The organism is Flavobacterium cupreum, from assembly GCF_003996965.1.
In the GTDB taxonomy this organism is placed as follows: Bacteria; Bacteroidota; Bacteroidia; order Flavobacteriales; family Flavobacteriaceae; genus Flavobacterium; species Flavobacterium cupreum.
Genome location: NZ_QWDM01000010.1, coordinates 129,491 through 149,937, shown reverse-complemented (window position 1 = coordinate 149,937; position 20,447 = coordinate 129,491). Strand labels below are relative to the sequence as shown.

General features: G+C 36.3%; 17 protein-coding genes. 6 read left to right on the top strand and 11 right to left on the bottom strand.

The genetic code is table 11. The annotated features are described in order from the left end of the window. Positions 1-30: 30 nt before the first annotated feature. The gene (locus D0817_RS16245; protein ID WP_127339429.1) at positions 31-852 is read left to right on the top strand and encodes a peptidoglycan-binding protein; all 822 of its coding nucleotides are present in this window, start codon (positions 31-33) and stop codon (positions 850-852) included. A gap of 1 nt (position 853) precedes the next feature. After that, positions 854-2,158 carry an ATP-binding protein gene (locus tag D0817_RS16240; protein ID WP_127339428.1) on the top strand — a complete coding sequence of 435 codons (1,305 nt, stop codon included), beginning with the start codon at positions 854-856 and terminating at the stop codon, positions 2,156-2,158. A 131-nt stretch (positions 2,159-2,289) separates the two neighbouring features. Here the strand turns inward: D0817_RS16240 and D0817_RS16235 are convergent, their stop codons facing one another. Together D0817_RS16235 and D0817_RS16230 are read right to left on the bottom strand one after the other, a co-directional pair. Further along, positions 2,290-2,595, bottom strand: coding sequence for a hypothetical protein (locus tag D0817_RS16235; protein ID WP_127339427.1), 306 nt, complete (start codon positions 2,593-2,595; stop codon positions 2,290-2,292). Positions 2,596-2,923: 328 nt separating this feature from the next. Beyond that, a complete protein-coding gene (locus D0817_RS16230; protein WP_127339426.1) occupies positions 2,924-3,781 on the bottom strand; it encodes a leucine-rich repeat domain-containing protein in 858 nt (285 codons plus the stop codon). Positions 3,782-3,962: 181 nt separating this feature from the next. Between D0817_RS16230 and D0817_RS16225 the strand changes: the two genes are divergently transcribed. Continuing rightward, positions 3,963-4,451: a DUF1761 domain-containing protein gene (locus D0817_RS16225; protein WP_127339425.1), complete on the top strand. Its 489-nt coding sequence runs from the start codon at positions 3,963-3,965 to the stop codon at positions 4,449-4,451. 119 nt (positions 4,452-4,570) lie between these two features. Beyond that, positions 4,571-5,719, top strand: a complete 1,149-nt coding sequence (locus tag D0817_RS16220) for a GNAT family N-acetyltransferase (RefSeq protein WP_127339424.1) — start codon at positions 4,571-4,573, stop codon at positions 5,717-5,719. Positions 5,720-5,908: 189 nt separating this feature from the next. Here the strand turns inward: D0817_RS16220 and D0817_RS16215 are convergent, their stop codons facing one another. Beyond that, a complete protein-coding gene (locus D0817_RS16215; protein WP_127339423.1) occupies positions 5,909-6,778 on the bottom strand; it encodes a diacylglycerol/lipid kinase family protein in 870 nt (289 codons plus the stop codon). Between the two features lie 62 nt (positions 6,779-6,840). Here D0817_RS16215 and D0817_RS16210 point away from each other — a divergent pair, with 62 nt between their 5' ends. Beyond that, positions 6,841-7,803: an App1 family protein phosphatidate phosphatase gene (locus tag D0817_RS16210; protein ID WP_127339422.1), complete on the top strand. Its 963-nt coding sequence runs from the start codon at positions 6,841-6,843 to the stop codon at positions 7,801-7,803. A 136-nt stretch (positions 7,804-7,939) separates the two neighbouring features. Here the strand turns inward: D0817_RS16210 and D0817_RS16205 are convergent, their stop codons facing one another. Beyond that, positions 7,940-9,853: an ABC-F family ATP-binding cassette domain-containing protein gene (locus D0817_RS16205; protein ID WP_127339421.1), complete on the bottom strand. Its 1,914-nt coding sequence runs from the start codon at positions 9,851-9,853 to the stop codon at positions 7,940-7,942. Between the two features lie 74 nt (positions 9,854-9,927). On the opposite strand from D0817_RS16205, the gene D0817_RS16200 reads away from it, so the two are divergent. Then, complete coding sequence (locus D0817_RS16200; RefSeq protein ID WP_127339420.1) at positions 9,928-10,311, top strand: DUF983 domain-containing protein; 384 nt, start codon at positions 9,928-9,930, stop codon at positions 10,309-10,311. On the opposite strand, the gene D0817_RS16195 is transcribed toward D0817_RS16200, so the two are convergent. From D0817_RS16195 to topA, 7 genes are all read right to left on the bottom strand, one after another. After that, on the bottom strand, positions 10,292-11,365 hold the full coding sequence (locus D0817_RS16195) for an NAD(P)/FAD-dependent oxidoreductase (RefSeq protein WP_127339419.1): 1,074 nt from the start codon (positions 11,363-11,365) through the stop codon (positions 10,292-10,294). The two genes, D0817_RS16200 and D0817_RS16195, sit on opposite strands and share 20 nt — an antisense overlap. 77 nt (positions 11,366-11,442) lie before the next feature. Next, on the bottom strand, positions 11,443-12,432 hold the full coding sequence (gene porN, locus D0817_RS16190) for a type IX secretion system ring subunit PorN/GldN (protein ID WP_127339468.1): 990 nt from the start codon (positions 12,430-12,432) through the stop codon (positions 11,443-11,445). Positions 12,433-12,476: 44 nt separating this feature from the next. Continuing rightward, positions 12,477-14,021 (bottom strand): type IX secretion system motor protein PorM/GldM, encoded by a 1,545-nt coding sequence (gene porM / locus D0817_RS16185; RefSeq protein ID WP_127339418.1) that lies wholly within the window; start codon positions 14,019-14,021, stop codon positions 12,477-12,479. Positions 14,022-14,073: 52 nt separating this feature from the next. Beyond that, positions 14,074-14,721 (bottom strand): type IX secretion system motor protein PorL/GldL, encoded by a 648-nt coding sequence (gene porL / locus D0817_RS16180; RefSeq protein WP_127339417.1) that lies wholly within the window; start codon positions 14,719-14,721, stop codon positions 14,074-14,076. 61 nt (positions 14,722-14,782) lie between these two features. Next, complete coding sequence (gene porK / locus D0817_RS16175) at positions 14,783-16,180, bottom strand: T9SS ring complex lipoprotein PorK/GldK (protein WP_127339416.1); 1,398 nt, start codon at positions 16,178-16,180, stop codon at positions 14,783-14,785. A 263-nt stretch (positions 16,181-16,443) separates the two neighbouring features. Continuing rightward, complete coding sequence (locus D0817_RS16170) at positions 16,444-17,595, bottom strand: formimidoylglutamase (protein WP_127339415.1); 1,152 nt, start codon at positions 17,593-17,595, stop codon at positions 16,444-16,446. A 3-nt stretch (positions 17,596-17,598) separates the two neighbouring features. Then, positions 17,599-20,115, bottom strand: a complete 2,517-nt coding sequence (gene topA, locus D0817_RS16165) for a type I DNA topoisomerase (RefSeq protein ID WP_127339414.1) — start codon at positions 20,113-20,115, stop codon at positions 17,599-17,601. Positions 20,116-20,447 lie beyond the last annotated feature (332 nt).

Sequence of the window (20,447 nt, the reverse complement as noted above, 5' to 3'; positions counted from 1 at the left end):
CAATTTTTATAACCGTAAAAAACTTTAGTCATGCAAAAAACATCTTACCAAAAAGAGCTGCTTATTAAAGCAACACAACAAAGAAAAGGGCTCAATAACAATAAAAAAGACATTGAAAAAATTCAGTCCTGGCTTAACTTATTTGCTATTCAAAATCCAAACGCGGGAACGGCAACGGGCATTGATGGCGATTTTGGACCGGCCACTGAAAAAGCAGTGCTGAATTTTCAAAAATTCAACGGCTTATCCCAGACCGGAACTGTAGACCAAAAGGTATTCGATGCACTGACAGCCCCTCTTAAAAAGGCTTTCGAAGATCCTGTACCCGGCAATAATCTGAGAGAATTAATTTTGAGTACAGCCAAAAACCATCTTAAAAATCATCCTTTCGAACTCGTCATCAACAACCAAAGCAATACGGGACCCTGGGTCCGAAGTTATATGGACGGTCATGAAGGAAGCGACTGGTTTTGGTGTATGGGCTTTGTGCAGGCGATAATTGACCAGGCAGCTGCTGTTCAGGGAAAAAACTTCAAAACCCTGATGCCCTTAACGTATAGCTGCGATACGGTTGGTGTAACCGGTATTCAGAAAAAAATACTGACGCGTTATCAGGCGGCGAGAACGAATCCGGCGCTCATAAAACCCGGAGATGTATTTCTGATTCAGAAAACCACAAACGACTGGTTTCATACCGGAATTGTAACTGCGGTTAACGGAGATCTGATTGAGACCATCGAAGGCAACACCAATTCTGATGGTTCTCATAACGGAAACGCCGTCATGAACAGAATCAGGAATTATAAACAATCCAAAATAGATTTTTTTTCAATTGAATCTTTAGTAGCATAAAATGGAAAATGTATTCACTTACTTAAAAAACCAATTCGTATTTCAGCTTGACACCCTTTTTCAGGTCGAAAACCCAATGGAAAAACCGGTTCTGAATCAAATGGATTCTACTGGGTTTATCAACGAATTTATTATCGAAAACAGTCTGACGGAAATCGATATTCTTTTGGTGGCACTGGCTTTGGCTCCACATGTCAAACCCGATTTCCTGAGTTCGATTATTGCTGAATATTTACCCAATGGCGGTGAATTACCCGAATTTGGCGGCATTAAAACGAAGAACCACCGCGGCATTTTGCCAACCGGTGAAACAGCTCAGTTTTTAGTGGGCGGAAATGATCTCGACAACCGTATTTCGTTCTATAATTACCTCCACAATCAGTCTTTTCTTTACCGGAAAGGAATTATCAAAATAGATTCTGTTCCGAATGGAGAGCCCAAACTGAGTGGTTTACTGATTTTAGAAGACGAATACATCGAGAAATTCATTACCGGAAAAATTCTTAAACCGCAGCTCAGCAGTATTTTTCCGGCACAACTAATAGAAACTTCACTCGAATGGGACGATCTGGTGCTCAATACGACCACATTAAATTACATTAAGGAAATAGAAACCTGGCTCAAATTCAACGAGATTCTGCTCCACGAATGGGACATGAAAGCCAAAATCAAACCGGGCTTCAGGGTTATGTTTTACGGCGCACCCGGAACCGGAAAAACACTTACAGCTTCCCTGTTGGGAAAATATACCAAAAGAGATGTGTACCGAATTGATTTGTCTATGGTGATTTCGAAATACATTGGGGAAACCGAGAAAAACCTTTCTTCCCTTTTTGACAAAGCGGCTGACAAGGACTGGATTCTCTTTTTTGATGAAGCCGATGCGGTTTTCGGAAAAAGAACCAACGTCAGGGACGCACATGATAAATACGCCAATCAGGAAGTTTCGTATTTGCTCCAGCGTATCGAAAACCATCCGGGACTGGTTATTCTGGCCTCGAATTTTAAAACGAATATTGATACGGCTTTCACACGAAGATTTCAGTCTATCATTGAGTTTGAAGTGCCTTCCTATGGCGAACGTTTACAGCTTTGGGAAAATAACCTGCCCAAAGGAATCAAAATTGCCGAAGATGTAAACCTAAACGAACTCTCCAAAAAATACGACATTACAGGCGCCAACATTGTTAATATCATTCAGTATGCCTGCCTGAGAACACTGGAAGACGAAAACAAAAGTATTCACCTGCACCACCTTGTTCAGGGCATTAAAAAAGAATATGCAAAAGAAGGGAAGATGATGTAAATGAGGATGTTTTTTTATTTAAATCAGGTAAAGATCGAAGCTTCAGAGAAATCTGCCTGTTCCTAAAAATCAGGCATAAAAAAAGACCGTCTTTACCAAACAGTCTTTTTTTTATGATTGATTTATAAGCCTTAAGCCATAAACAAAGCGTATTTATTATAGTTGTATAACACCTGATCGTAAGGCACCAGCTTAGTCGCTATTTTTTCTGAAGAAGCGTCAAATTTGATTCCGTTGTACTTTCTAAACAGATAGATTTCTTTCAGGCAATTGGACAGACTTTGGTGAATTGCAGTTGTAAAAGTAGGGATTTGCTTTTCCCCGATTAATAAATCTATCTGGTAATTGGAACTGCTTTTTGAAAGATTATTTCCAATAATTCGTATCGTAAATGTTGTAGACTTTCCGTATTGTTCTCCTTTATACTGTACTACCATAATTTTAGGTATACTGTACTACCATAATTTTAGGATTAAAAAGTTAAAATTAAATATTTCATCATATCAACACTCCACTGCTGAATTCGATATTAAAGTTATGAAAAAAAATCAAATCGCTGTTAAACTGCCGTATAATTATTAAATCGGCACAAATTTACTTCAAATAGTATTTAAAAAGGGAATTTCACGGAACAACTTTCAGTATTATAGAAATCTTTTCAAAAAAGAGCATAAAAAAACCGTAATGGGGGTTACGGTTTTCAATACTTAACTAAATATATGTAATCAACTTGTTAACGAGAGTAATTTTCAGTCCTAAGCACGATTAATTTTGGGTAACATCTGTCGTTTCTTTTTCAGTAGTAATTGGCAATAAAACCGGATTTCCGTTTTCATCAAACATAGTCAGATTCAGCGCATCTAGCAATGCCAGATTTTTAGAAACGGCTCCCTTAAATTTATTATACGAAAGATTCATTTCAGATAAATGATGCAGCTTCTCCAGCCCTGAAGGGATTGCACCTTCAAAACCATTATCAAACAAGCTCAAATTTTCGAGTGCAGAAAAATTCAATATTTCTCTGCTAAGCGTTCCTGACATCTTATTATTATTCAGAAGTAATACTTTCAGAGTACGAATTTTATATAGTGATCCTGGTAATGGCCCGTGCAGTTTATTATTAAACAGTGATAAGGTTTCTAAGCTGCCCAGTTTTCCAATCTCCAACGGTAATTCTCCGGAAATTTTATTTTCAAAAAGCGCTAAATCCTTAAGTTTTTTTAATTCACAGATAGAAGCGGGTATTGTTCCTGATAATTGATTAATAGAAACATCCAAAACTTCCAGTTCTTTCAGGTTATGAATGGTGGCGGAAAGCTGCCCCTTCAGATTATTTTTGTGCAAATCTACAGCTACTAAATGCACCAAATCATAAAATTCACCGGGTAATTCTCCCTGCAAATTATTGTTGGCTAAATTGAGCCCGACTACTTTTCCGTTTTCAGCTGTTACTCCATACCATGTTGATACTGACAGTGATAAATCCCATTTTACTTTCCATTGTGATCCATTTGTAGCATGGTACAATTTAATAAGGGCATCTTTTTCTTTATCAGAAACAGTATCTGCAAAAATAGTATGAGAAAAAACAAGTGCTAAAAAAAGAGTGATATAACTTTTCATAACAGATTTGGGGATTTGTTTTCAGGGCAAAATTATACATTTTTACGGTTATAATACATAGAATGTCGATAAACTGTTGATAAGTAAATGTTTAGTCGTATTTATACTACTTAAATTGAAAAGCAGAAAGTTGTATTTTTTTGATTAAATTTGAAACAACTAATCCTAAAAACCTCATATTATGGAATTTAACCCTGTTGCATTGTTTTTATCCGCTGTGATTACACTTGTTGTCGGTTTTGTCTGGTACCATCCCAAAGTCTTTGGAACGATCTGGATGAGAGAAAATAACCTTACCCAGGAGCAGCTCCGTACGGGTAATATGCTTAAAATCTTCGGTTTGACGTATGTCTTTTCCTTAATGATTACCATGACCCTCATGTCGTTAACGATTCATCAGTCCGGCGCAATCGGAATGGTTGGCGGGCCGCCTCTAGTTGAAAGTGCAAAACCTTCTTTCGCTGCTTTCATGGCAGATTATGGAACAGCGTATCGTACTTTTAAACATGGTGCCCTGCATGGCTTTATCTCAGGTTTATTTTTTGCTTTACCTGTTATCGGCGTTACTGCCTTGTTTGAAAGAAGATCCTGGAAATACATTTTAATTCATGCCGGATTCTGGACGGTGTCACTCACTTTAATGGGCGGCGTAATTTGCGGATTCGCCTAACTTATCCATATAGAACCCGTTTGCGTTTTTTATTCGCAAACGGGTTTTTCTTAATAATAACTTAAACCCCATTAGTTATTACAAATATTATCTAATTTTGAAGAAACTAGCTTTCACACTTGAGTACAACCTATTCCTTCCAAATTTACAATAGCGTTTCCTTACTTCCTTTAGAATGGAATTCGCTTGCCGCAGAAAATATTTTCCTGACCAGGGAATATCTCGAAGTACTGGAAAACTCTTCTCCGGTCAATATGATTTGTCATTTTATTGGAATTTTTAAGGAAGAGAAACTCGCGGGAATTGTCGTAACTCAATTTTTATTTGCAGAAAAACTCGATTCCTTTGGCGACCGCGATCAGTGTTTAAAAACTTCCGTGCGCAATTTTGCTTTTAAAAATTTCGCATCGCATGTATTATTTGTGGGTAACAATATGCTTACAGGCCAAAATGCCTTTTCTTTTGATCCGGCTGTAAAGCAGTCTAAGGCAATTCAGACCCTTCACAAAGCCATTAACCAGCTTAAAAAAGACCTGAAACAAAGCGGAAAAAAAGTACACATTACAAGTATAAAAGATTTTACCGCATTGGAAATTGAGCCCTTACAAGCTGAATTTAAGAATAATTACACCTTTTCGACTCAGCCCAATATGATTTTTGAAATCAATAAAAACTGGAAGTCTGAACAGGATTATATTGATGCCTTGTCAAAAAAATATCGGGATCAGTACAAGCGCGCCCGCAAAAAGGCCGAAGCAATTGAAAAGCAAAAAATGTCGTTGAATGATATCAGAAAGTATGAAGATGTTATTTACGATTTGTATTTTCATGTGGCCAAAAACGCTCCCTTTAATACTTTTTTCCTGGCCCGGAATCACTTTAGCTTTTTTAAAGAAATCATGAAAGAAAATTTCCTCTTTTATGGTTATTTTCTGGATGGAAAACTTATCGGTTTCAATACGCTGATCAAAAACGGAACAGTAATGGATACCTATTTTTTAGGTTACGATGAAACGATCCAGCGGGAAAAAATGTTATACCTCAATATGCTGTACGACATGATTGCCTATTCGATAAATCAGGGATTTTCTGAAATCGTCTTTGCACGAACTGCCCTCGAAATTAAAAGTTCAGTAGGCGCCAAGCCACAAAAAATGTACGGATTAATTACGCACAGCAACGCCTTAATCAACCATAACATTGCCAAACTTTTTAATTATCTCGAACCCAAAACCGAATGGAAAGAGCGAAATCCTTTTAGAGAGTAAAGAGTAAAGAGTAGAGAGTAGAGAGTAGAGAGTAGAGAGTAAAGAGTAAAGAGTAGAGAGTAAAGAGTACAGAATAAAGAGTACAGAATAAAGAATAAAGAATAAAGAGTAAAGACTGAGGACTGAGAATGAAAACTGAGACCGAGACTGAAAACTGAGACTGAAAACTAAAAACTGCGACTCCCTCAATTAAGGAACCGCAATCTTCATTTGCTTGTGCAGGATATGAATTTCCAAAAGGCGCTGCGCTCCGCAATATTCTCCGTCAATCTGAAAGTTAACCGCATAATCGGTTTCAATAGTGGCTTTATCAGTGGAGATGATCACAATATCATCGGAATCAATTGGCATATTTCCCGTAATAATTTTTCCCAGCAATAATATATCCAGGCTTTTTAAAATGACCAGTTCAAATTTCCCGTCGTTCATCGCACCATTGGGATTGATTGTAACTCCGGTTCCATATTTCTGAGAGTTCGCAATTACAATCATTCTCGCCGTATGTTTGATGGTTTCTTTATTGGCCGTAATTGTTGCTACAAAAGGTTCGTTAGAATCTACCAGCGTTGTATACGCCTGAAGTGCGTAGCCCCAAAATCCTCTCAGGTTACTTTCTTCATAATTTTTAACGAGATCAGCATTGATACCGATATCACTTAGGTGGATACTTTTTTTGCCGTTAATGCAAATCATATCCATTTCTATATAAGAATTTAAAAAGGCGATTTTCAGGTTTTCTTCTATGGTTCCGGGCAAGTTCAAATCTACAGAAAGGCCATTAGCAGAGCCGGCTGGCAGGATACCAATAATAATATCATGCTCTTCCATTGCTTCGGCTACCATTTTTATGGTTCCGTCACCACCTGCCACAATGATTCTTTCCGGCTGAAATTCATTGTAAAGGGAATGTATGGCTTTAATATCCTGGTCGCCGGTTGTCTCATGAACAACCAGATTGAAATTATGGGTAATCGAAAACTCATGCACAGCATCTATTAAATCCGATTTATCTAAGTCTCCGGAAATAGGATTTACAACAAAAATGATATTATTTTTCAAAATTTAATTTTTAAAACCGATTAAAATAATTAATTTACAACATATATAAAAATACACAATTAATGAAACCAATCCTACAATTATATCGCGGTTATGCTAATGAACAAGAATTAATTGTAATGGGCCATGTTTTCAAAAGAATGTATGATTATGATTTTCAGAAGAAAAACTTTAAAAATGCTACTTCCATTATTAATCAGTTTCGAATAAAAACTATTCAGAATTTTGATATTTATCTTAAATACGGCGATCAGGAAATCCATACCAAGACATTAGACGACGGTTATTTTAAGTTTTGTATTCCGCTTGAGAAGGAATTTAATTTTGGATGGATGGAATACGAAGTCAGTTTGAAATATAATTCGGAAATTATCCTTTCTAAAGGAAGTTTCATCAGGCCACACAAAGGAAATCTCGGAATTATCTCCGATATTGATGATACTTTTCTGATTTCCCACACGCATAATATCTTCAAAAAAATATACATTCTCTTGTTTAAAAATGTCAACGACAGAAAGGTTTTTAAAGATGTGGTCCCGCATTATCAGGCCCTGAGTTCTGCCGGAAGAAATAATAAGGAAGAGGAAAATGCCTTTTTTTATATCTCAAGCAGCGAATGGAATTTGTACAATTTCATTATAAAATTCACTAAAATCCATCAACTGCCAAGAGCGGTAATCTTATTGAAAGACATTAAAAGAGGTATCACCGATTTTTTCATGAGCGGAAGAGGGAATCACGATCATAAGTTCGATAAAATAAAGCATGTTTTAGAGTTTTACCCCAATCTAAAGTATGTATTAATGGGAGATGACTCACAGCACGATCCGATTTTGTACGAACGAATCTGCAAAATATTTCCGGTCACCGTAACGGCTGTTTACATTAGGCAAACCGGCAAAAGTCAGAAGGAAACCACTAAAACTATCCTGAAAAATATGCAGTCGCTGGATGTTGCTGTTTGTTATTTTAAAGACAGCAGCGAAGCAATCATGCACTCCAAATCGATTGGAATTATCAAATAGTTAGTTACTTTGTGAGAGAGGGACACAGCAACTAATAGCTAAAAAAACCTTTGCCGAAGTTTTACACTTTGACAAAGGTCTGTATAATGAATCTTAATTTCAAAAAGTGAAACTGAGACTGCGACTGAAAATTACATTAAGCACTAAAATTATCGATCTCTTCCTGAACGATTTCCCAATCCAGTAACAATTGCTCCAGATCTGCTTTTTTCTTATTATAGGCGGTAAAAAATGAAGCGTCTTCGATATGTTTGTCATAATTGGAAGCCAGCATTTTATCATCGTGCTGAATATCTCTTTCCAATTGTTTGATCTGACTTTCAACTTTACTTAATTTGTTTTGCAGTGCTTTACCTTTTTTCTGATCCTCGTACGAAGCTTTGTTCGTTTCTTTTGGGGCAGCAGCTTTGGCAACATCTTTTTTCTCGACTTCACGCATGTTTTCAAGATTGCGCTGTTCCAGGAAATAATTGATGTCCCCTAAATATTCTTTAATCTTCTGGTCCTTGAACTCATAAACGATATTAGACATTCCCTGAAGGAAATCCCTGTCGTGCGACACCAATAGTAATGTTCCGCCGAATTTTTGAAGCGCGGCCTTTAAAACGTTCTTAGATTTAATGTCAAGGTGGTTGGTAGGCTCATCCATCAGCAAAACATTGATAGGCTGCAGCAATAGTTTACAAAGTGCCAGACGGTTACGTTCCCCTCCGGATAGTACTTTCACCTTTTTCTCTACATCATCGCCACGGAATAAGAAAGAACCTAACATGTCACGAACCTTAGAACGGTTTGTATCCATGGCAGCATCTTCCATAGTCTGAAGCAAGGTAATTTCACCATCCAGATATTCCGCCTGATTTTGCGCAAAATACCCTAACTGAACGTTGTGTCCCAATTTGATATTTCCCTGGTATTCAAACTCGTTTACAATCGCTTTAATGAAGGTTGATTTTCCCTGGCCATTCTGTCCCACAAAAGCAATTTTGCTTCCGCGTTCTACCAGTAAATCAATATCTTTTAAAATAACTTTATCGCCGTAAGCTTTTGTTACATGTTCCGCTTCAACTACGACTCTTCCGGGTTCTTTTGAAACCGGAAAAGATATATTCATTACCGAATTGTCGTCTTCATCAACTTCAATTCGTTCTACTTTATCTAATTTTTTAATCAACGACTGCGCCATTGAAGCTTTGGAAGCTTTTGCACGGAATTTTTCAATTAATTTTTCTGTTTCTTCAATTTTCTTCGCCTGGTTTTTCTGGGTGGCCAATTGCTTCTCGCGAATTTCATGACGCAATTCTAAATATTGAGAATAAGGTTTATTAAAATCGTATGCTTTTCCTAATGAAATTTCGATCGTACGGTTGGTTACGTTATCTAAGAACATTTTATCGTGCGATACAATTACCACAACTCCCGGGTAATTGCGAAGAAAACCTTCCAGCCAAATGATACTTTCGATATCAAGGTGATTCGTCGGCTCATCCAGAAGCAATACATCGTTCGACTGCAATAATAATTTAGCCAATTCGATACGCATTCTCCACCCTCCAGAAAATGTTTCCGTCTGATTATTGAAAACTTCTCTTTTAAAACCCAATCCTAAAAGAATTTTCTCTGTATCGCCTACGTAATTGTAACCTCCAAGAAGTTCAAAACGATGCGTGTAATCAGATAAATCTTCAATGATCTGGCTGTATTCTTCACTTTCATAATCGGTTCTGGTCACCAATTGATGATTGATATGCTCTAACTTTTTTTCAACAATTTTAATATCAGTAAAAGCTTCATATGCTTCCTCCAAAACAGTTCTTCCTTGTTCAAAATCAATATCCTGACGTAAAAACCCTATTCTGATATCCTTCTCCTGAGAAATAACTCCGGAATCAGGGGCAAAATCTCCTGCCAGCATTTTAAGCATTGTAGATTTACCTGCTCCGTTTTTCCCGACAAGTCCAACACGGTCTCCCGCACCTAAACGAAAAGTAACTTCTTCGAATAAATATGTACCTCCAAAAGAAACCGATAAATTATGTATATTAAGCATGTATTGTTATTTTATAACTAATTGATTGTGTAAATTTACACTCCCAAACCAATGGGTAATTTAATTTTTTGCAAATGTTAAAAAAAGGATCCAAACTAAATAGTATTTTAACAGGAAGTTGTCCAAAATGCCAAAAAGAAAGCATGTATTCGGACAAAAATCCGCTTCATTTGACTAAAGTTCTCAAAATGAACGATCATTGCAGTCACTGTGGATTAAAATATCAAATTGAACCTTCTTTTTTTTACGGAGCAATGTACGTGAGTTATGGTTTAAATGTAGCCGTTGGAATCACAGCTTTTATTATTTCGTTTGTATTTTTTCAGGCCACGATCGAAACATCTTTTATAGCAATCGTCATCAGCCTGATTGTATTGTTTCCTTTTGTTTTAAGGCTTTCAAGAAATCTATACATCAATATGTTTGTTTCTTATGATCCTACGGCCGGTCAACAATAAGGGTTTTGAGATATCTTTTATGAAACCGCTGAATGTCGATTTCAGCATCTAATGGAATGTTATTTTCAATCTTGTCAAACAAAGCCTTTGCCATTGCAGGTCCCAGCATTACGCCGCGTGTTCCTAATCCGTTGAGGATGTGAACTGATTTACGCTCGTGATGTGTTCCTATTAAAGGTCTTCTGTCTTTCACAGTCGGGCGAACTCCGCCAAAATGTTTTACAATTTCGAAATCACAAGTAATAATTTCTTTAATGCGATCTACTAACTCCTGTTTTCCTTCTTCTGTTGGCACATCAGTTTTATCCTGCCAGTTGTAGGTAGCACCAACTTTAAAGAGATCATTACCCATAGGCAAGATAAAAACGCTTGTATTGACAATAACATCTAAATTCAAGTCCGGAGCTTTTATGACAAATAATTCTCCCTTCGTACCATCTAAGGGCAGATAATTGAAAAAAGGATTCTTGTGCAGGCCGAAGCCTTCCGCAAAAATAATATGGCGCGCCTGAATATTTTTATACTGGATTCCATCATTCAAAAATTCGATATACACACTATCGAAAAATTCTTCCAGCAATAGGTTGTGCTCTATGAGGTACTCTTTATAACGATCTAACAGTAAAGCCGTATCGATATAGCCTGTATGAAGCACTTCCCCGTAATCGTAAGGAGAATCTATGCTATTGTATTTTCGGTTAATTAGTTTGGTGGATAAAAAAGGTGCGAGGTTTTTTTTATCTGAAGCGGCAAACCAATTATTCTGTTCTTCGATAGAAAAGAATTTTCTAAGAATCGGTAATTTAAAATTAAACTTCGTCTGCAATTTATCTTCAATCTGATTGTAAAAATCATTCATTAAAACCAATTGTTCCTGTGCTTTCCAAACTTCGCTGAAGCGTTTTAAAATAACAGGATTATACAAACCTCCTGCTACCCGCGATGAATTTTGAGAATTATTATCAAGAACTACAATCGTTTTATTGTTTTTCAGGGCAACTTCTGCAAAGGAAATTCCGGCCAGTCCGGATCCGATAATGAGATAATCAATCATATTAAGTAATAGGTAAAATAAAAAAACTCTTACTACAAAGGTAGTAAGAGTTTTTATTATAATTTAATTTTAGAAACTTAGTAGTTCCACATATCCTGTTCGAAGTTACGAATCTTCTCTTTTACTCTTTCTGATTCTAACAACTGGTTCTGTGCATTGTCTTTCATGTATTCTTTGATCTCACGATCTCCGTACAAGTTTTCTTCTTTATACACAACAGCGTTAAAACGTCTTGAATTTAAGATTTGATCGAAAGAAATTGGTAATGCCGAATTGCTGTCATTAAAAGCTTTTGCTTCATGCAATGCTTCTCTTGAGTTTGGATAGAAAATCCAGAACAACTCGATATAATCCTTTTCGTCACTGTTCATGGTATAAACGTCAGGAGTTACAGGACAAATTCCAAGTAAACGATATTTTAATTCACTTTGACGTTTGTCAAAATACCAGTATCCTTTTATTTTGTATTGTGTAACATCTGCAGAAGTAAGATCTTGCTTAAGAATATACTCAGCAGGAACTGTTCTTGTTGCTCCAACTGTTTCATCAACATAGGTTACAACCTTCTTTTTACCAGTACCAGTAACTACTTTTTTCTTTACAACGTGTGTTTTGTAGTCATCAGGATATTGATTGATTAACTCTCTACCAGCATCTGTTGTATCAACACGAGATAATGAACCCTGAATGTCTTTCAAAGATTTTTTAGTATTAAAATAACTATCAGAATACACTTCAGTTATTTTGCCATTCTTCATAGCCTTCGTCAAAACATCATACAAAGAGCGTCTATCAGCACCAATATTAGCCGTATCTACCGGAAAGTACAATGGAAAGTTGATTTTTTCATTCAAATCAATAATTTCCCAAGTAGTTTTCCCCATCAATACATCTCTATCATCCACATAACCATAAGCAAGAGGCTTGTCATTATCGGAGATAAGCTGTGCAGGAGTCTTAAGTCCTATCTGAGCGGGTGTTTTTGCATTAAGCAAATTAGATTGCGCATTAGAAGCGAAACCTCCGGCGATAGAAACAATAGCTATTAAAAAATTTCTTACTTTCATCATGATATCATTATAAGATATTGAACGTAGTTTCACCTACTTTATTATTGTATTTCGTAAATTACCGGAGCAGTTCTTGGTAATAAGTAACTACCAGCTCCAACAAGTTTAGTTTTAATTTCAGAAATAGTAACCTGATCTCCTTTACCTGCTCTTGAAAGTATTTGTTTACATTGTGCATTTAATCTGTTTCCACTAACAACAACTGTAGGTTGTCCTGTTACTTTAAGGTTAAATCCAACAACATCTAAACCAACTTCAAAGTCAAAGTCAAGTAATTTAGCACCAATTGTAGCAATTTCTAAGTTAGATTTTGGTCCTTTAACAACACCCATCTCACCTCTAATTGTTCCTGTTGGCCCAGGAATACCTTTAATTCTGAACGTTTTCTTATCTGTAACTTTATCTCCGTTTGGTAATGTACCAGTAACAGAAATAGTAGCTTCAGTACCCTGACCAGGGCTCATGTTATACTTACCTGGTTTACCAGCAGAAACTAATCCCGGAGCGCTTGCAGCAATTTTGTTTGCGTCAACACCAGCGAATGAAACAGAGATTGGGTTAACAACTCCTCTGTAAACAACATTCATCTTATCAGCAGAGATTGTAGCAGAGTTTGGTCTTGGTACAACAACATAAGTTCCTTTGAAAGGTAAATTAATTTTTTTACCATCCTCTATAAAATTAAATTGACCACCAATATTTTGCTCTCCTACATTTCCAGCAGTTAAGTTAATTCTAGCTTGTCCAGTAGCAGCATCTAAGCTAGCTCCAGTAACACTTTCTGGCTTTGTGTTTTCGTCATAACGACCTAAAACAACTTTACCAGTTACTTTTTCTCCCTGGAAGTAAGCATTTTTATCTAAAACAACGATTGCCTGGTAGTTACTATAAGATGCAGCTGCTACGGCCGCTTTTCCTAAAGCACTGTTGTAAACGTCAGCCTCAGTTTTCTTAACATCGTTTTGCCAAGTTGAAAGCTTTGCAGCTGATGCAATTGCAGGAAATCCTTTAAAGTGGTACTCTAAGTATCTTTCTTTAATTCCTTCTTTGTTTTTTACATCTGAAACGTCAAACTTTTTCTCAACCTCAGAAATAATACCAGCATATTTTTTATCTGTCCCTAAGGCAGCTTTAATATCTGACTTATATTTCTCGATTTTAGCGATAATTTCTTTACCTTTTTTAGTGTAACCGTCTCCTGTAAACCAGTCGTCGATATTATCACCTCTGTCCATCGCTTCGTATGGAAGTTTTCCGGTTTCTTTTTCTACTTCAAATCCTTTGATAGACTGAGCTTTTAGAGTAGCTATATAATCATAAAATTCTTTTGAGATTGTTTCAACTTTGTGAGCAGTAACTGCAGCAATAGCGAATTCTCCTTTTGCTTCAGCAGCTTTTTGATCTAAAGACATCAATAAACTTGCATTTGTTTCAGTTGAATTAGTATTTGCACTTTCAAATTTTTCATTCATCAGACCAAAAGCAGAAATTACTTCTTTCGATACGTTCATTGCTAACATTGCGATGAAAACCAGATACATCAGGTTAATCATCTTCTGTCTAGGGGTTAATTTTCCTCCTGCCATTTTTTTCTAATTAGTTCTTATTAATAAATTTACTATAATAGTTAAAAACTAATTATCCTTTGTTACTCATTGCAGAAAGCATACCACCATAAACATTGTTCAAAGAAGCAATGTTTGCAGTCATTGATTGCATTTGTTCTTTTAATTTAGATGCATTATCAGCGATTTCTTTGTTAGCGTCAGCATTTCTTGCAGCGCTTTCCAATTGTACTTTGTACAAGCTGTTTAATGATTCCATCTGAGCAGCAGCCATTGACAATTCTTCGCTGTATTTTTTAGTAGAAGCGATAGAATCTACAGTAGGAGCAATTCCTTTAGCAGCTGATTCGAAATTTTTAATACTGTTTCCTAAACTTGACATTAATTCTCCGTCAATTTTAGCTTCTTTTAACATTACGTCTAACTTTTGAGACAATAATCCTTGAGCATCAGAAGGGGTTTCTTTTTTGTCAGCTTTTACTCTGGCTTGACCATTAGCTAATTCAGGGTACACAAGAGTCCAGTCCAACTCTTCGTCAACAGGCTCGAAAGCAGAAAGAGCAAAAATTAATGCTTCAGTTAATAATCCCACTGAAAGCATAACCGTACCAGTTAAAGGTCCAAGTTCAAAGTGCGTAATTTTGAACAACGCTCCAACGATTACCACTGCCGCTCCCATACCATAAGCGAAATTCATTGCTTTTTTACTTAATAATGCCATAATACTTTTTTTTAGGTTTTAATTTGAAATAGATTGATTTGGTTATTGAATTTATTATAATTTACTTTTTTCTATTACCCGTTACTTGAGTTCCCATGTAATCCTGTACAGTTCTGAAACCAATATAACTTCTTGCTGAATCTGCATATTCGTGATCACGAGTACTTACCTGTAGGAAGTAAGCAACATCTTTCCACGATCCTCCACGAACCACTTTTCTTTGGTTGTTTCCGTCAATTACGTTTGGATTCATTGTTGAAACATATTCGTAAGCATTTGGATTGTAAGCTGAATCCGTCCACTCTGAAACGTTACCAGCCATATTATACAATCCATAACCGTTTACATCGTAAGATTTAGCTTCAACTGTATACAAAGCCTCATCAGCAGCATAATCTCCTCTGCTTGGTTTGAAGTTTGCAAGGAAACAACCTCTGTCACTTTTCGTGTAAGGTCCTCCCCATGGGTAAGTAGCTGATTCCAGACCTCCTCTTGCAGCATACTCCCATTCTGCCTCTGTTGGCAATCTGAAAGCATTTACTAAGTCACGTCCTTTTTTCTTAGATTTGATATAACTATTTTTGTTCAAAGTTCTCCAGGCACAAAATGCTTTTGCCTGTTTCCATGTAACACCAACTACAGGATAATCTCCGTAAGCTTTGTGCCAGAAATAGTCATTATGCATTGGCTCATTATAAGAATAAGCGAAATCTTTAATCCAGACTGTTGTGTCAGGATAAACACTCACCTGCTCTGTCTTAACGAAATCTTTTCTTTTTCCAACTTTAGCTTTTGCAGCAGCCTGAATATCCATCCAGGAGTAACGGAATTTCAATTTATTCACGTCAATTGTTCTCAAACCATTATATGATTCTTCAATTGGCAAATACATAGAATCCATTACCTCAGTATAATACTCATCCGGGTAAGCCTTTGTATCTTTGATTAATTTTACTTTTTTGTTTAATTTTCTTCCCGCGTAAGGATCATCAGCAGTACCTACACTATAGTAGTTATCATACATGTATTTGTCATACGCAGTCATTTTTTCAGGATCTGAATCATTAAATGCATAATCAGCAATACTACCTGCTTTTTTACCCTTAGCGTCACCAGCACCTTTTTGTCCGGTCTCATCAGCTAAAATAGCCAGACGAACTCTCATTGTAGAATCTTTTACCCATTCCACAAATTGACGGTACTCGCTATTTGTAATTTCAGTTTCGTCCATGTAAAAAGAACGTACCGTTACTGTTTTAGTTGGAGCATCTTCTACATTAGCCAAATCAGCATCTGATTTACCCATAATAAAAGATCCACCTGGAACCAATGTCATTCCATAAGGTTTTTCAGGATGCCATTTTCCTCCTGTAACACCAACTAACTCTCCTTTATCACCTGATTTTCCACAGCCAATAACTAGGGTTAACATTGCTGCAAATGCAATAAACTTCTTCATATAAATTTGGGATTATCTATTCATTATTATAAGTCCGTAAACGTATTTATTATTTATCTAAAAAACAATACTACTCACGTAATTTATTTCACCGTTCAAAAATAATGTTAAATAAAATAAAAAAAAAATATTTTGTCGATAAACTAACCTGAAAAATCGACGTAAAACGTTAAATTTTATAATATATACTTCTTTTCTTACTAATATTTTTTAACTTTTTTTTAATAATTTTAAAAAATTCTGATTTCTGTTAAAATTTGCTTCTATAAAGCATTTTTTCGTTGCGCTTTCCACCATCTTTCTGGCAGTTCCTGGTTACAAGCGAGCAAATATTCGTCGTAAGAGCATGGTAATAACGTATTTCTTTTCAATTTATTATGTCCGTTAGATTCGTATGGAATCTCTATCCACCAACGGTCTGTTTTATCACTTTTATAAAAAATTAATTCTTCCTCTTCCAAAGGAACAATATATTTTAAATAGTTGGCCCTGCTCCCAAATGGATATTCTTTTGAACGATAGTGATACCCTTCTATAAAGTACCACATGATCTGAGCAATAATTCCCGATTCCTGTACGGTACTATTGTGATTAAATATCCCAAAAGAGGAAACTTTATCACTGATACCGGCATATCTGGCCAGCGAACAGATCTCTTTTCCGTTGAAACCATTAGGCTCAAAAGAAACCATATTACCTGAAGCTGAAGATTTTACCGAATTTAAATCGATACTTACCAAATCCGCATCCCTGAAAACAGGTTCTGCTAATGCTATTTTATTTGAAATCTCCCCTAAACGGTAAGCATCAAAAAACAATTTTTCAATTAAATCAATCTCTTCCTGAGAATTGTAATAGGTCTGATAACCGATATTGCAATAATTAAAGAGATTATTCGGTTCATCTATTATGATTTTTGTCAGATAGGAATTAGCCGAAACCAGTTCATTTTCTTTGCCAAAGTCAAATTTATTATCTACCGAAACCATGTTTACCATCTGTTCCAAATCGTCATATGCGCGGTACAAAGCGTAGGTCAGATCCTGTGAACCTCCCACAACTATCGGAATCACTTTATTCTTAATCAAAGCAGCTGTTACTTTCTTAAGTGCAAAATAAGTATCCTCTACTGAATCTCCCGCAAGTATGTCTCCCAAATCTGCAATTGATGCATCCCAATTACCCGGGAACATACTGTAAAATTTCTTTCTTACAGCATTCAGATTTACCACATTAAAACCTTCTGTATTTCGTCGGTCTTCTAAAACGCCAACAATTGCAATCGTAATTTTGCTAATATCAGGAAACTGGTCCTGCGTATGAAAAGCTACTTTACTGCCCAATTCCTGAGAAGACAACGAACTAATGAATTTTAAAATTCCGTCATTAACTGGTTCTAGAAAATCAAATTCCATTTTTTATTTCTTTTTAGCAGCTGGTTTTTTAGCTGGGGCTTTTTTAGCTGTTGTTGCTTTTTTTGCGGGTGTCTTCTTTGCCGGTGTTTTTTTGGCGATCATTTCCTGAACTTCTTCCAGTGTCAGCTTGGTAGCATCAACATCTTTGCTTAATTCAATTTTGATCTTACCTTTTGTAATCACCGAGCGGCCCCAACGTGCTTTTTCAACCAAAATTCCTTCGTCCTCCCAATTGTGGAGTACTTTATCTATATTTTTCTGCAATTTATCTTCAATCAGTTCTTCAACGTCCTGTTGTGATAAATTATCGAAATTATATTTTTTACTTACATTGATAAAAATACCGTTCCATTTGATGAAAGGACCAAAACGTCCCACACCTTTCTGAACACCTTCGCCTTTGTAAACAGCGATTGGAGCATCAGCAATAGCTTTTTCGTCAATTAATTCCTGTGCTCTTTCTTTAGACAAACTTAAAGGATCTTCTCCTTTTGGTAAAGAAATAAATACGCTTCCGTGACGAACATAAGGGCCATATCGACCATTGCTCACCTCTACTTCTTCTCCCTTATATTCCCCTAAGTTTTTAGGTAATAAAAATAAGTTCAAAGCTTCTTCAAGCGTAATGTTGCCAATATTCTGGTCTGACATTAAGCTGGCGAATTTTTTATCTTCATCATCTGCTTCTCCAATCTGAGCCATTGGCCCAAATTTTCCCAAACGAACAGAAACCTGTCTTCCGTCAGCATCTTTTCCTAAGATTCTTTCACCGCTTTCACGCTCCGCATTTGCTTCTACTTCCTTTACATTCGGGTGGAATTTATCGTAGAACTCCTTCATCATGGTGGCCCAGTCAATATTTCCTTCTGCAATTTCGTCAAAATCCTGCTCTACTTTCGCCGTAAAATTATAATCAAGGATGTTTCCGAAATTCTTAACCAGGAAGTCTGTTACGATAGTACCGATATCTGTCGGAACCAATTTTCCTTTATCCGAACCTGTATTTTCTTTTAACAGCTTTTCTCCAACTTTACTGTTTTGCAAAGTAAGTTGTGTATAATTACGTTCCTGACCTTCAAGAGTTCCTTTTTCAACATAATTTCTGTTGATGATCGTCGAAATAGTTGGTGCATACGTAGACGGACGACCAATTCCTAATTCTTCTAATTTTTTTACCAGGGAAGCTTCCGTGTAACGTGCCGGTGGTCTTGAATATCTTTCTGTAGCCGTAATATAATTATTGGCTAATTTTTCATTTACTTTTAATGCCGGAAGCATACCTTCCTGCTCTTCCTCGTCATCATCATGCCCTTCTAAGTATACTTTTAAGAAACCTTCAAAAAGTAAAACCTCTCCGGAAGCAGTAAAAATTTCACCGTGATTATTCGCTTCAATTTTTACGTTTGTTCTTTCCAGTTGTGCATCGCTCATCTGAGAAGCCAGTGTTCTTTTCCAGATCAAATCATACAAACGTGCCTGATCACGATCAATATTAACCGTGTGACGTGACATATCTGTCGGACGAATGGCCTCGTGAGCTTCTTGCGCTCCTTTACTTTTAGTAGCAAAAGTTCGGGGTTTTGAAAATTCTTTTCCGTATGATTTTATAATTTCAGCTTCTGCAGCATCCATAGCATCTTTGGAAAGGTTTACACTATCGGTTCTCATATACGTAATAAGTCCGGCTTCGTATAAACGCTGTGCCAACTGCATGGTGATTCCAACCGGCAAATACAATTTTCTGGCCGCTTCCTGTTGTAAAGTCGACGTAGTAAAAGGTGCTGTTGGAGATTTTTTGGTAGGTTTGGTTTCTAAATCCGCTACCTTATATATAGACCCGATATTTTGTTTTAAGAAATCTTCGGCTTCTTTTTTCGTATTAAAATTTTTAGGCAATTTGGCTTTGAATGCTTTTCCGGCCTCATTAACAAATTCCGCAACAACCGAATAACTCGCAACGGCGTTGAAATTCTGAATTTCACGTTCTCTTTCTACAATTAAACGAACGGAAACAGACTGCACACGACCGGCAGACAAACCGCCTTTAATTTTTCTCCATAAAACCGGAGATAATTCATAACCCACTAAACGGTCTAAAACACGACGCGCCTGCTGGGCATTTACTAAATTATAATCGATTTCTCTTGGATTTTCAATTGCTTTAAGAATGGCACTTTTAGTAATTTCGTGAAAAACAATTCTTTTGGTTTTTTTAGTATCCAGTTTTAATTCTTCCGCCAGGTGCCATGAAATAGCTTCCCCCTCGCGGTCCTCATCACTTGCCAGCCAAACCATTTCGGCATTTTTAGATAGTGTTTTTAGTTTACTTACCAAGGCTTTTTTATCCGGAGAAACTTCATATTTAGGTTTAAATCCATTCTCAACATCTACTCCTATTTCTTTTGACGGTAAATCGGCTATGTGTCCGTAACTCGACTCTACCTGAAAATCACTTCCTAGAAATTTCTCTATCGTTTTCGCCTTTGCAGGTGATTCCACTATTACTAAATTCTTTGCCATTGCTCTATTTTTCTGCAACAAAAGTATCTATTTTTTTTAAATATCAACCTTCTCTGTTCATTTTTGAAGTATTTTAATAATATGTTTCTAAAAATTACAGATTTATCTGTAAACATATCGATTATATATATAGGTATAACTTTTAAAGGTTTACACCCCGGAAATATGCTTTTTTTTAATACTTAAAATCGTATAAGTACAAAATACTCCTCTACTTTAGAAGTGCATAAGCACCAAAAAATAGTTCGTAAAAAAGAAAACTGCTTTAAAAATCGGAAGTCCGGACACTACAATTCGAATTCAAAAATCTATCAACATTTCTGAAAACATTG